Annotated in this window: 12 protein-coding genes; 3 read left to right on the top strand and 9 right to left on the bottom strand. The window is 68.5% G+C overall.

The window, feature by feature from the left end; translation table 11 throughout:
* Window positions 1–195: hypothetical protein (locus EEJ42_RS51460; RefSeq protein ID WP_221179479.1), on the top strand; the 195-nt coding region annotated here is incomplete at its 5' end.
* Here EEJ42_RS51460 and tcuA read toward each other — a convergent pair.
* The 8 genes from tcuA to EEJ42_RS40195 form a co-directional block, all read right to left on the bottom strand.
* Window positions 183–1679 carry an FAD-dependent tricarballylate dehydrogenase TcuA gene (gene tcuA / locus EEJ42_RS40230; RefSeq protein ID WP_123107098.1) on the bottom strand — a complete coding sequence of 499 codons (1497 nt, stop codon included), beginning with the start codon at window positions 1677–1679 and terminating at the stop codon, window positions 183–185. The genes EEJ42_RS51460 and tcuA overlap by 13 nt on opposite strands.
* Window positions 1680–2044: 365 nt before the next feature.
* Entirely contained in the window at window positions 2045–2980 is a 936-nt protein-coding gene (locus tag EEJ42_RS40225) for a beta/alpha barrel domain-containing protein (protein ID WP_123107097.1), read from the bottom strand.
* Between the two features lie 8 nt (window positions 2981–2988).
* Window positions 2989–4632 carry an AMP-binding protein gene (locus EEJ42_RS40220; RefSeq protein ID WP_123107096.1) on the bottom strand — a complete coding sequence of 548 codons (1644 nt, stop codon included), beginning with the start codon at window positions 4630–4632 and terminating at the stop codon, window positions 2989–2991.
* Window positions 4629–5657 (bottom strand): LLM class flavin-dependent oxidoreductase, encoded by a 1029-nt coding sequence (locus tag EEJ42_RS40215; protein WP_123107095.1) that lies wholly within the window; start codon window positions 5655–5657, stop codon window positions 4629–4631. Before EEJ42_RS40215 ends, EEJ42_RS40220 begins: the two co-directional genes overlap by 4 nt.
* Window positions 5658–5664: 7 nt before the next feature.
* Complete coding sequence (locus EEJ42_RS40210) at window positions 5665–6165, bottom strand: PaaI family thioesterase (RefSeq protein ID WP_123107094.1); 501 nt, start codon at window positions 6163–6165, stop codon at window positions 5665–5667.
* The gene (locus EEJ42_RS40205; RefSeq protein WP_123107093.1) at window positions 6158–7150 is read right to left on the bottom strand and encodes an Ldh family oxidoreductase; all 993 of its coding nucleotides are present in this window, start codon (window positions 7148–7150) and stop codon (window positions 6158–6160) included. The genes EEJ42_RS40210 and EEJ42_RS40205 overlap by 8 nt, the downstream gene beginning before the upstream one ends.
* Complete coding sequence (locus EEJ42_RS40200; RefSeq protein WP_246097667.1) at window positions 7147–8421, bottom strand: MFS transporter; 1275 nt, start codon at window positions 8419–8421, stop codon at window positions 7147–7149. Before EEJ42_RS40200 ends, EEJ42_RS40205 begins: the two co-directional genes overlap by 4 nt.
* 957 nt (window positions 8422–9378) lie before the next feature.
* Window positions 9379–10002 (bottom strand): TetR/AcrR family transcriptional regulator, encoded by a 624-nt coding sequence (locus EEJ42_RS40195; RefSeq protein ID WP_281291615.1) that lies wholly within the window; start codon window positions 10000–10002, stop codon window positions 9379–9381.
* Window positions 10003–10136: 134 nt separating this feature from the next.
* On the opposite strand from EEJ42_RS40195, the gene EEJ42_RS40190 reads away from it, so the two are divergent.
* Both EEJ42_RS40190 and EEJ42_RS40185 read left to right on the top strand, forming a co-directional pair.
* The gene (locus EEJ42_RS40190; RefSeq protein ID WP_123107091.1) at window positions 10137–10514 is read left to right on the top strand and encodes a YciI family protein; all 378 of its coding nucleotides are present in this window, start codon (window positions 10137–10139) and stop codon (window positions 10512–10514) included.
* A 39-nt stretch (window positions 10515–10553) separates the two neighbouring features.
* Entirely contained in the window at window positions 10554–11168 is a 615-nt protein-coding gene (locus EEJ42_RS40185; protein WP_123107090.1) for an NIPSNAP family protein, read from the top strand.
* A gap of 588 nt (window positions 11169–11756) precedes the next feature.
* Here the strand turns inward: EEJ42_RS40185 and EEJ42_RS40175 are convergent.
* Window positions 11757–12002 carry an integrase gene (locus EEJ42_RS40175; protein WP_221179478.1) on the bottom strand — a complete coding sequence of 82 codons (246 nt, stop codon included), beginning with the start codon at window positions 12000–12002 and terminating at the stop codon, window positions 11757–11759.
* Between the last annotated feature and the right edge of the window lie 541 nt (window positions 12003–12543).

Raw genomic sequence — 12543 nt, 5'->3', positions numbered from 1 at the left:
GGCGACGGGCGTACGCCCGTCGCCGAGCAGGACACCTTCGCCTCGATGACCGCTGACGAAGTCATCGGGCGATTCCACCTGGCTGCCGACCCGATCTACGGTCGGGCCGGCAGCCAGGCGATTGTGGGTCGGATCGACGAGCTCGACCGCAGCCCGTCCCTGTCCGGCCTGCTCCGCGTCCTTCAAGCCGCATGAGGAGTCGGTTTGGTTTCGGTCGCGGCAGTGTGTCCGGCCGCGCGGCCGAACACCGCGGCGCGCATGAGGGCAGCGCCACCGGGATAATCGCCGTAGAACAGACCACCGATAGCCTCGCCGGCTGCGTACAGACCGGTCACCGGCGCCCCGTCCACCCCAAGTGCCCGCCCGTTCGGGTCGATCCGGATGCCACCGAATGAGAAGGTCAGCCCCGCGATGGCGTGGTAGGCGACGAATGGTGGCCGGTCTAGGGGCAAGGCCCAGCGGGACTTGGGTGGCGTCATGCCGGTCGTGCCGTGATCGTCGGCTATGCCGTTGCCGGACGGGCAGGCGCTGTTGTACGTCTCGAGCGTATGCGCCAGCCGGTCGGCGGGTACCCCGATCCGTTTGGCGAGCTCGGGGATAGTGTGCGCGATGGTGGGCACCGCCGCGCCGGCGAACTCATCGGCCACCTGGGCCGCGGTCCGCTGGTCGAAGATCTCAAACGCCTCGCACCCGGGCTGGCGCATGATCGCCTTGCCCATCTTCGAGTAGTTTTTGACCCACGGGCCGGGACTCTCGTCGACGAACCGTTCGCCGTCGCGGTTGATGAGCACGCCGAGCCAGAAGCCGTGCAGCGGGAACGGTGGGGAGGCCTCGCTGGACCCCGGTGAGGGCATGGTGGGGTCGACCGCGGCCGAATGGCAGCTCGACCAGGTCCCGGCCTTGTCCGCCCCAGCGCGAAGTGCGGCCTGGATCCCTTCTCCCGTGGCCAGGCGGGTGCCGCGCAGGCGCACCGTCTCCCACTGCGGCCCCAGATGCTCGCGGCGCAGTTCACGGTTGCCCTGGAAGCCGCCGGTGGCGATCACCACGGCGCCGGCGGGGACGGTCTCGCTGCCGTCGCCGACCGCGACACCCGTGAGCTGGCCCTCGCTGCGCAGCACATCCGCGAGTGGGGTGGACCAGCGGATTTCCACGCCGATCCGTTCGGCGTGCGCCAGTAGGGGACGGATCACCTCGAACCCTCGCGACATTCCCTCGCCGGTGCACGTCAGGACCTGGCCCGGGGGGAAGCGCAGGACGCCGTCGCAGACTTCCGCCCCCAGGGTGCGGTTGAAGGTGAAGCGGACGCCCTTCGCGGCCAGCCAGCGCACCGTGTCCAAGGACCGTTCAGCGAGAGCGTTGACGAGGTGGGAGTCGGCTTGGCCGCCGCTCATCGCCAGCAGCTCGGCTGCGTAGGCCTCCCGGGTGTAGGGCGGCGCCTCGATCCGGTCGGCTTTCATGCCCGGCTCGAAGTCCTCCGTGATCGACGTGAGATCGTCCGGCCCGTCATAGCAGAACAGAAACAACCCGCCGGAGAAGGCGGCGTTTCCGCCGACGTCCCCGCGGCTGCCTTTTTCCAGCAGCACAACGCGGGCGCCTGCCTCGCGGGCGGCGATCGCCGCGGAGAGGCCGGTCAGCCCGGCGCCGGCCACGACGATCGTGGGTGCGCTGGTTTTCCTCACTGGTCCTCCTTGACCATGGCGCTGAACCGGTGCTCAGCGGCCGATCTTCGCTTCCGGTGCGGAAGCCATGCGGGACTGATGGTGGAACGCACCGAAGTACGGGTCCCGTTCGGTGATCACAGGTCGTCAACTTGCCCTGGAACATGAAGGGATCGGTGTCGATGGTTGCCCGCACCGCACCGCATCGCGGTCCGGGGCTTGCAGGATCATCAGCGCCGAGCGCACGTCAGTGCCGTCGGTCGGTCCGGACGTGACGAGCGAGCCGTCGGGAGCCGGTGAAGTATCCAGTTCAGGAGCGGTTCGAGGTGCTTATTCCAACCTTGTCGTCGGGGTGGCTGCAGTGCACGAGGAAGAAGCTCATGCTGTCACCAGGTGAAGGCGAGCGGTGTGCTGGGCTGGCCAGTGCTCGGTACAGGACCGGTGTGCCGAACGAATCCCTTGCCGGGTACGCCGAGCTCGCACGTGAGCCAGTTCGCCGTCTCGATCAGGTGGGGCAGGTCGATACCGGTGTCCACCCCGCACAGTTCGAGTAGTTGCACGGCGTCCTCGGTGCACAGACCGCTGCCCTGGGTGCCAGGCATCGCTGGGTGGCCGCCGCTGCCAGCGAGGGAGGTGTCGATGGCGTGGATGCCGAGTTCGAGGAGGGGGAGCAGGGCGGCCAGGCCCATGCCGCGGTCGTCATGGATCTGCACGGTCAGGTTCCCAGGCGGCACGTGCGCGAGCGCGGCGGTGACGAGTTCGCGCATTTGGGGCGGTGCCGCGTAGCCGGAGGAATCCGCGAGGATCCAATGGTCCACCCCGATGTCGAGGAGCCGCCGGGCCAGAGGTTCGAGATCCTCGCCGGTGCGCGCTGGGGCGATCGGGCCACCCCAGGCGAAGATGATGTAGGTGCCGAGCACGACATCTTGGTCTGCCGCGTACGCGTGCATGCGCTCCAGCTCGCGCAACGAGTCCGCGGTGGACCGTCCGATGTTGGCGCGGGCGAACTCCTCGTCAGCGGACAGCAGGAAATACGCAGTGTCGGCTCCCGCGTCGACCGCGCGGGCGAGCCCGCGCCTATTGCCGACGCAGCAGCCGAGGCTGAGCCCGGGCACCCGCGGCACCTGGGCGAACACCTCCGCGGCGTCGGCGAGGCCAGGTACGAGATCGGCCCGGACGAAGGAGGACAGCTCGAACGCGCGGACGCCGGCGTCCACGAGGCGCCGCACGAGTTCGATCTTTATTGCGGTCGGGACTACATGGTCCTGGAAGGTCAACCGGGGCGCGATCTCGCGGATGCACACTCCGTCGGGTAGGGACATGTGACTCCTCAGGCGTGGCGGGTGGGTTTGAGCCCGGCGGCGAGCGCATCCCAGGCATCAGCGCGGCCCTGGTCACGCAACTGGTGCTTGCGGACCTTGCCGTTCGGTGTGACGGGGAGCTGGTCCACGATGCGGTAGTAGCGGGGGACCATGAAGTGCGGCATCGACCGGTCGCAGTGAGCGAATAGTTCGGTGAAGTCCAGCTCGTGTCCGGGTTCGAGCTGCACGACGGCGAGGACCTCGTCCTCGCCCAGCTCGGACGGAGTGCCGACGCCAGCAGCGGCCACGACGCCGGGGTAGGCGAGCAGGACCGATTCGACCTCGTGGGAGGAGATGTTTTCGCCGCGGCGGCGCAACGCGTCCTTCTTGCGGTCGATGAAGTAGAAGTAGCCGTCTTCGTCGGTGCAGCCCAGGTCGCCCGTGTGCCACCAGAGATCCTTCATGGTCGCGAGCGTCGCTTCGGGATCGTGGTGGTAGCCGGAGAACATGATGTTCGGCAGGCGAGGCCGGTACACGATCTCCCCGGCCTGGCCGGGTGCGGCGCGATTGCCGTACTCGTCGTGGATCTCCAGGACGGACGATTCGGTGGGCAGGCCCAGTGAGCCGACCTTCCGGTCACTGATCGGGTTGTAGAGAACGTTCTTGATCTCGGTGAGCCCGTAGCCCTCGACGATGTGCACGCCGAAGCGCTCCTCGAACGGATGCAGCACTTGGGGCGGGGCGGGCGCGGCAAACACCTTCGTCACCTGGTGGTCGCGGTCGCGGTCGGATGGGGGCTGGGCTAGGAGCATCGGCAAGATGGAGCCGAGCGCGTTGAACTGGGTGGCCCGGTGGGTGCGCAGCTCGTCCCAGAACCTGCTGGCGCTGAACCGACGCCCGAGGACCACGGTCGTCCCCGCATAGAAGGCGTGCATGGATATGTTGATCTGCGCGGCGCCGTGGAACAGCGGTAGGCACGTGTAGAGCCGCTCATCGGCGGTCGTGGCCATCTGCGCCGCGCACTCGCGTCCGGCGACCAGGGGCATCAAGTGCGGGTGCACAACGCCCTTGCTCCGCCCGGTCGTGCCGGAGGTGAGCATGATCGCGACAGGGTCCTGCGGCGCGACTCGGGGGAGCTCTGTCGCCGGGGCGCCGGCCGCGAGCAGGTCGCTCCACGTATGGACCGTTACCCCGGGCGGGATGCGGCGGTGCCGGTCGGCGTCGAGCAGTACGACGGTCTTGAGCGTTTGCGGTACGTCCGGCAGGTCGGCGACGAGTTCCAGCAAGGCCGTATTGGTGACCAACACGCGCACGCCAGTGCTGCGGAGCGCATGGTCGAGGAAGGAGCCCTTGTAGGCGGTGTTGATCGGGACCTCGACGAGGCCGGCGCGGGCCGCTCCGAGCCAGGCGAGCAGGTATTCGGGCTGGTTGGGCAGGAGGATCCCAACCGAGTCGCCCGGGGTGGCGCCTACCGATGTAAGACCGCGTGCCACGTCGGTGACTGCCGCGTCGAGTGCGCCGTAGGTCAGCTCGGTGTCTTCGAAGACCAGCGCGAGTCTGTCCGGATGTTCTACGGCGCGGGCAGCGATGAGGCCGCCGACCGTGCCGTCGCCGAGATCGGAGAAGTCCTCAAGGCCCCGGGTTCCATTGCCCGGTGCGATGGTTACCGTCATCCCAGCTCCTTCTTCGCCCGGGCCAGAAAGCCTTCCAACGACGGGTCCCAGGCCGCCTCCGCGCCGGTCGTCACGAGGAACGTGTCGACTCCGAGTTCGCGGTACCTGCCCAGGGTGTCCAGGACGCGCTCCTCGGTGCCGACGAGCGCCTGGGAGTTGGCGAAGCCGCCCAGGAGCTTGGTCAGCCCGGTCCAGAAGCAGTCGTCGTGCAACTCGTGGTCGGTGAGCGCGAGAGCCCGTTGCCGCCCGATGGAGGCGTCGGTCGACGACGAGCGCAGGAAGGTCGTGGATCCGGCGGCCTCGGCGATCTGCCGCTCCACGGCACGGGCCTGGGCCCAGGCGTCGTCGTCGGTGTCACCGATGAACAGGCGCAGACTCAGCGAGAACCGCATGGCACGGCCGTAGCCTTCGGCGGCTGCGGTGACCCGGTCGATGCGTTCCTTCGTACCCGCGAACGGTTCCCCCCACAGCATGTACAGGTCGGCGTGGCGGGCGCCGAAGTCCACGGCGTCGGCGCTCTCCCCGCCCATGAAGATCGGCACCTGCCCCTGAACCGGCTTGGTCTGCAGCTTCACCGCCTCGGCCGTGTAGTACTCGCCGCGGTGGTCGAAGGGAGCGGTTTCGGTCCAGGCGCGGCGGACGATGTCGAGGTACTCGACCGCCCGCCGGTAGCGATCGGCCTTGGGCAGGTCGTCCGACTCGCGTCGCAGATCCTTGTCGGAGCCGCCCACGACCACATTGATGGCGAGCCTCCCGCGGGCCAGCACGTCGAGGGTGGCGAAGTAGCGCGCGGCGGCCACCGGCGCCATCACGCCGGGACGGTGCGCGACGATCGGCGAGAACCTCTCCGATGCCGCCAGCGCGAAGGGTGCGGTGGCGTGGTTGTGCGGCCAGGTGGAGGAGTACCCGACGAGGACCCGGTCGATGGCCTGCGAGCGGTCCAGTTCCCGGACCCTGGAGATCATTCGGTCGGGGTCGGTTTCGCCGGCCTGGAGGGGCTGCAGCCCAGTGAAGAATTCGACCATGGCGTTCTCAGCTTTCTGCGTGGGATCCATTGGGGGACAGTGTTTGACGGGCGAGCCAGGCCTCGTGCCGGGCGAAATGGTGCGGGTGGCGTGTCCGCAGCTCGGCCCGGCCGGTGGCCAGCGCCGTGCCGGCGAGCGTCATCTCGGCGGAGACCTCCCACTGCCTGCCGACGTGCCGGTCGATCCGGGCCAGCACCTGGACGGGCCGTTCGACCGGGACCGGGCGGAGGTAGGAGACCGCCAGCGACTTGGTGACCAGCCGCGGTTCGACCCGCAGCGCGACAACGCTGAGCACGTCGTCGAATACCGCGGCCGTCCAGCCGCCGTGGGCCACACCGGGGCCGCCGTGCCAGGACCGTGGGCAGACGACCTCGAACCGCACCACGTCGTCCCGCGCGTCGGCGATCTCGACGCCCAGGCGGCAGGCGTCGTGCGGAGCGCAGCCGCCGCACAGCAGCCGGCCCGACGGGGAGGGCGCGATCGCGGAGGCGTCGGGGTCCTCAGACACCTGCGGCCTCCTGGCGCAGGGCCTCGACCACCGCTTCGGGCACGTCGATGGTGCCCCGCCGGAGCGTCTCGTTCCGACGGGTCACCGAGCGGTCGAACGGCACCCGGACCGGGCGGGTGGCCTCGACGGGACGGGTGGCGCGGACCGATTCGGCGAAGGCCGCGACCCGCTGTCGGTAGTCGTCCGGATCGGTGAGCACGCCGGGATCGAACAGCACGATGAAGAAGCCGCAGTCCGAAACACCCGGCGGGTCGGCGGCCGCCCCGGTCATCATGCCGAGCAGTTGGACGACCAGAGCGAGCCCGGAGCCCTTGTGTCCGCCCCACACGCCGAACGCGCCCTCGAGCGCGGCGGCCGCGTCGAGCGTCGGCACCCCGGCGGCGTCGTAGGCCTGGCGGGGTGGCAGCTTCTCCCCGAGCCGCGCCTTCAGCGTCACCTCCCCGTACATCACGGCTGAGGTGCCGATGTCCCAGATGACCGGAGTCGGGCTGGCCGGGAAACCGAACGCGATCGGGTTGGTGCCGAAGCGGGCTTCGGTGCCGCCGTGCGGGGCTACCACCGCTGGCCCGCTGCCCGCGATCATCCCGGCGAGCCCGGCTTTCGCGGCCTTCTCCAGGTAGTACGAGAACATCCCGGTGTACCAGGTGTTGCGCGCGCCGACGACCGCGATTCCCTGAGCGCGGGCCTTTGCCACGGCCAGATGCAGCGCGTGCATGCCGACGAGGTAGCCCACCTGGTCGCCGCCGTCCAGGGTGGCGGATACCGGCGTCTCGGTGACGACCCGGATCGGCTGCGGCGGCGCGGCGGTTGTGCGAATGCGCTCCGCTATGGACAGCGCGCGGGCGAGCCCGCCGAAGGACAGGCCGCGCAGTTCGCAGTCGAGCAGGTGGTCGGCGATGGTCTCGGCGGCCCCGGCCGAATGCCCGCACGCGGTCATTGCGGCCGCGACGAGCGCGCGGGCGTCGGGCAGGGACAAATTCGTCATGAAGCGGCCTCCGCGGACAGAGACATGGGCGAGGGGGAGGGCTGCAGGCGTTGGGCCGATCGGCGGGCGAGCGCGAACGCGGCGATCGCGCTCGCGGCGGCCGCGGCCAGCAGCAGGTAGGCGGGGGAGCGCTTGTCACCGGTCAGCTCGATCAGGGCCTGGCAGATGAAGACCGCGGAGCCGCCCAGCGCCGCCACCGCGATGTTGTAGGACACCGCGACGACGCTGCCGCGCACCCGGACCGGGATGAGCTGGACGTAGGTGATCGGCGCAACGCCCGAGTAGAACGCCGGACCGGCAGACAGCAGCACGGTGCAGAGGATCACGAGCCACAGCGGCGGTGCGGTGGATAGCGCAGCGAACAGCGGATACGTGACGACGAGGACGGTGAGCGAGGTCGCCAGCAGCACCAGGGGCCGGCCCTTCCGGTCGGAGGCCCGGCCACCGGCGACCACCAGGAACAGGCCGATCAGCAGCGCGAAGGCGATGACCGAGGTGGCGGTGAAGGGGGACAGACGCAGCTGGATGAGGTAGCTCTGGACGTAGGTGTAGGTCATGTAGAAGCCGATGACATGCAGCACGGACACCCCGATGAGGAGGAACACCCGGGCCCACTGGTCGGTGACCTTGGCGTCCTCTGTGGACGTTTCGTTGCGCGCCGCGAGGAACGCCGGGGTCTCGCCGAACTGGCTTCGCAGGTAAAGGCCGATCGCACCGATGGGCAGCGCGAGCAGGAACGGCACCCGCCAGCCCCAGGCGAGCATCTCCTCACGTGTTAGCGCCGCGTTGAGGAAGAGCACGACGACGGCGCCTATGAGCAACCCGGCGAGACTGCCCACCTGCACGCGGCTCGACAAGGCCCCGCGCCGGTGCGGCGGGGCGAACTCGGCGACGTAGATGATCGCGGTCGTGTACTCGCCGCCGGCCGCCAGTCCCTGGGCGAAGCGCAGCAGCACAAGCAGGACGGGCGCGGCGATCCCGATGGTCGCCGTCGAGGGCAGCACGCCGATCAGCGTGCTGACTCCCGCCATCAGCAGCAGCGATGCCACCAGGACAGGCCGGCGGCCCAGGCGGTCGGCGAGCGGCCCGAAGACCACCGAGCCCGCCGGGCGGGCGAGGAAGGCTGACCCGAACACCGCGAACGACGACAGCAGCGCGGTCGCAGGGCTCGAGGCCGGGAAGAAGACCTTCGCCAGCACGGTGGCGAGGAAGCCGTAGACCGCGTAGTCGTAAGTCTCCACCGTATTACCGATCGCTGCCGCGAGCGTCATACGTCTCAACGTTCCGGCCGGGATGTCTGCTGGATGGCCCATAACACGCCTCTCCATTGAGGTTGGGGATTACGGTCCACCGCGTCAGGCTGAGAGCCTGCGGTGTGGCTGCGAAAGAACGCAGTGGGGACGTTGTGGTGTCGGCCGCCAAAACAAGACGGCCATGCCCACTGACCTGCCGTGGGTGTCGCGCGACGGATCGCCACGATGCCGCTGGGGAGGTGGCCCAGGATGGACCGGTGCCGTGCCAGGTCGGGACCTGTGTAACGAACCTGGAGTTCGTCCCTCCGTAAGCATGCTGATACAATATGAGCATGCGAAGCTAGATGCAAGCATGCTGATACAGCTGACCTTGCTGGCCCGCTGGGAGCCGGTGCCGCAGGCGTTGCACGCTATTGAGCTGGATGGCCTGGCGCGTGTTGACCGAGCAAGGTCTGGCCGAGTGACCGCGTGCGGAAATCCGGCGGCCGTCCTCCATCTGGACCCGACGGGCCACCCCCGGTTGAGCCGGGCGATGGCGCTATCAGGGGGATGCTCGTTGTGGGTTTCGCGCAGGCGGTGCTGTCCGGCTTGGGGGCCGCGGCTTGCCGTGCGGGCCTGCCCGCCCGCGAGCGGGCAGGCCGTACTGCTTTGCCAGTGCGAGCACCGTGTACCAGTCAGGCGCATACAGGCCCACCAGGCCGCAGCCGCGCCGGGGCTGCCCCAGGCTGTCTCGACCTGCTCGCAGCGTCGCATCGCCCTCCGGCTCCGGCGCGAAAAGGATGCTCGGCTTGCCGAATGGCCACTCGCTGGGCAGCAGCCGGTGATTCGGCTTCCGGTGCGGCGCGATTGCAGAGTAGCCGCTGATGGGGTGACGTGCGGCTGGCGTGAGGTGGATGAACCGCATCCCAGGGTCGGGAGGCAGGCCGCGGCTCCATGGGGCCTCCCGGAGGCGGCGCTGGACGCAAAACCTATGACTTAGCTGCCGCGGTGGGTGCCTGGCACGAGCAGGCCGTGCAGGGCGTACTCCACCAGTTTGCGCACCTCATCGGGGGCGAGCGATCCGTGCCCGGACAGCAGGCGGAACGCCAGTGGGCCCATCAGTATGTCCGTGGCCGTCGCCGCATCCACGCCCGGCCGGGTCAACCCTGCCTCGGCGGCCCGCTCCCAGCACGGCTCCAGAGCTGCCCGGCGGGGCGTGAGGAAGAACTCGTGGAAGTACGGTGCGGCCTGCGGCTCGGTCGCGCAGGTGGCCAGCAACTGCCCGAAGAGGGCGCCTTCCGAACTGGTGTAGTAGGTCAGCAGATCGGCGGCGTAGGTGACAAGGTCGTCGATGGGGCGGCCGGTGTCGGGGAGTGTCACCGCCTTGGCCGTGTCGCGACCGAATGCCTCCGCGATGATCGCGGCCTTGCAGGGCCAATGCTTGTAGATCGTGGCCGTGCTTACACCGGACCGGCTGGCGATGTGGTCGATGGTGATCGCCGGGATGCCGTCCTCGCGCATGAGTGCGCTGGTGGCTGTCAGTACGGCGTCATGCGCCCGAGCGCTGCGTGGGCGCCGGGGACGCTTCAGCGCTCCGGGTGCTCCGGTGGGGGTCTCCACTGGCGTTGCCTTCCTTCGGGGCTTGCCCTCGAAACTAAAATGATGTTTCACTTTAGTTCGTTGCGCCGCGATGCCGCAATCCTGTCGCCGTCAGGCGGCCGAGCGAACCGCCGGAAATCAAGCAAGGAAATGCCATGCCGCACTTCGTCGTCACCTACGTCCACCGTGATCCCACCGGCTGGGCCCGCCACCTCGACGCGCACCTGCGGTGGCTGGTCGAGCGCGTGGAGTCCGGTCAGCTGCGCGCTTCAGGACCGACCACCCGCACAGAAGCGGCGCTGGGACAGCCGGGTCAGGCGTGGGAGCGCACCGCGTTGCTGGTGTTCGCAACAGCCGATGAGGAGACTCTGTACAAGATCGTCGCCACCGACCCCTACCTGGTGGAGGGCCAGGTGCAGGAGATGACGGTCACCCGGTGGGACCCGATCTTCGGGGTCCTCGGCGAGGAGTCAAGCCGTGCCGGCGTCAGCGACGCGAAGCTGTTCGAGCACCTTGCCGAGCTGGCCCGATAAGAGAGCGACAGTGCCGAAAACCATCGGGAGACACCCGCCATGCTCTACGAACTCGCCACCCTGACACTCAAGCTGTACACGGTCCCGAAGGCGCTGTCCGCGCTGGAGGCCTACACCACGAGCGATTCCACCGGCGGCCAACTGCTTGGCTGCTGGGAACCCGAACACGGCGTCATCGTCGGGAAGTTGCTCGTTCTGCGCGGCTTCGAGAACGCCGAGGAACTCACCGAGGAGCGCAGGCGCGTCCTCACCAGCTCAGACCCGTTCGGCATCGGTGAGCACCTGACCGCCTTCCAGGTGGAAAGCTACGCCCCGTTCCCCTTCCTGCCACCGGTCGAACCGGGGCACTACGGCTCGGTCTACGAATTCCGCACCTACCACCTCAAAGTCGGGGGTCTCGTGCCCACGATGGCTGGATGGGAGGCCGCAGTACCCGAACGCACCCCCCTCTACCCGCTGACGACTGCCATGTACGGCCTGGACGGCGTCCCCCGTATCACCCACATCTGGCCCTTCCCCGACCTCAACGCCCGGTTGAAGATCCGCCGTGACTCCTACGAACGCGGAATCTGGCCCCCGCAGAACGGTCCGGAGAACATCGCCCAAGCCACCTCCACGATCGCCCTGCCCACCCCCATTTCCCCACTGTCGTAACCGATCCGCGAGCCCTGGAGCATGGTGGCATGCGGGACTTGCTCGCACGGGTGAACCAGAGCGCTTGCAGCCGCCGGTGACGCTCAGGCTTCCAGCCGCAGGGCGTATGGCCAGTCCGATGTCGTTTCGACCGGGAGGGGCGCTTTCGATGCTCGTGCCGAGTCTGCTTGCGGTTTCACTCACCCGGACGATGAGTCCTTGTGGACCGGCTGAGCGCTCGCCCGGTATGCGGCCGCGGGTGCCCGCACCGCAGTGGTGACCGCTACCTGGGCTGCGGACTGGCGGGCCGGGTTCTAGAGGTCCTGCTGACGCTGCACGCGCGCCCGCACGGTTGTCCCGTACGGACCAGCCCATGGACGGCCGGGGGAGGTCGGGGCGCGGGCAGCGCGCGACGGATGCCGCCCCCTTTGGGACGACGCGACAGAGCGTATGTGCGCCCCATCCGCCCCCACCGAGTGACAACCGCAAGCGTCAGCCACGACGGAAGGACAGGCACGAGTCTCCCCGGTGATCACAGAGCGTCGTCAATGCACAGTGACCACGACCTGTGCCTGCAGTTGACCTTGCCGAGAACTTTATCCATGCAGGTCATGCGGCATGCCGGTATTCATGGAGGATGCCGCCGAGGCGATCGCGTCTTCGTATGTCGAGGCCAGCGATTCGGGCCAGATCGGTGATCGGTGCGGGTAACGGGTGCAGTGGCCGGGCGTTCGCGATGCCCTGGTGGGGCCGATGAGCGGTGTAGAACTGCTCGAACTCCCGGAGTGCGTGGAGCAGGTGGTGCTGGTTCCAGATCGAGGTCCGGTCCAGGAGCTCGTGCCTGCAGGTTTGCACGCACCGTTCCTCGGTCGACCTCGATCCCGCGTCTTCGAGGACGTCATCGACTGGGGGTCAAGGGGGCGCAGGTTCAAATCCTGTCGTCCCGACCAGCGTTTTCGCAGGTCGGAGGCCGTTTCCGTAGAGATGCGGGGGCGGTCTTTTCGGTGTTTTCGGAGGTTGTGGTCGCATTGTGGTCGTATGTGTGGAACAGGTGCCTGGAGTGTTGGCGTAACTGCTTGCTCTGGCTGGTGCTTTGCTGAGCGTGATCTGGTTGTGAAGTCGTGGGTTGTGGTCGCAGGGTGGTCGCGGCTTCGGCGTGAGCGTTGTTCGGTCGGCGGTGGTGAGGGCTGTGTCGATGGCGTTGACGGCGGTGCGGGCGGCTTGTGGGGTGAGGTGGCTGTAGATGTTCGCGGTGGTGGAGAGGGCGGAGTGGCGCAGGGTTTTGGAGACGACGGTGAGGGGGACGTCGGCGGTGAAGCTTCCCCTTGTGACTGGACACCTGGAGACTGGGACGTGAGGTTCCAGAGGAAGTAGTGCCGGGTGGGTAGTCAGTACT

Origin of the sequence: Streptomyces botrytidirepellens (genome assembly GCF_003721215.1) — a bacterium.
GTDB lineage: Bacteria > Actinomycetota > Actinomycetes > Streptomycetales > Streptomycetaceae > Streptomyces > Streptomyces himastatinicus.
Note: the sequence above shows the minus strand (reverse complement) of the source record. Positions and strands in the feature narration are given on the sequence as shown.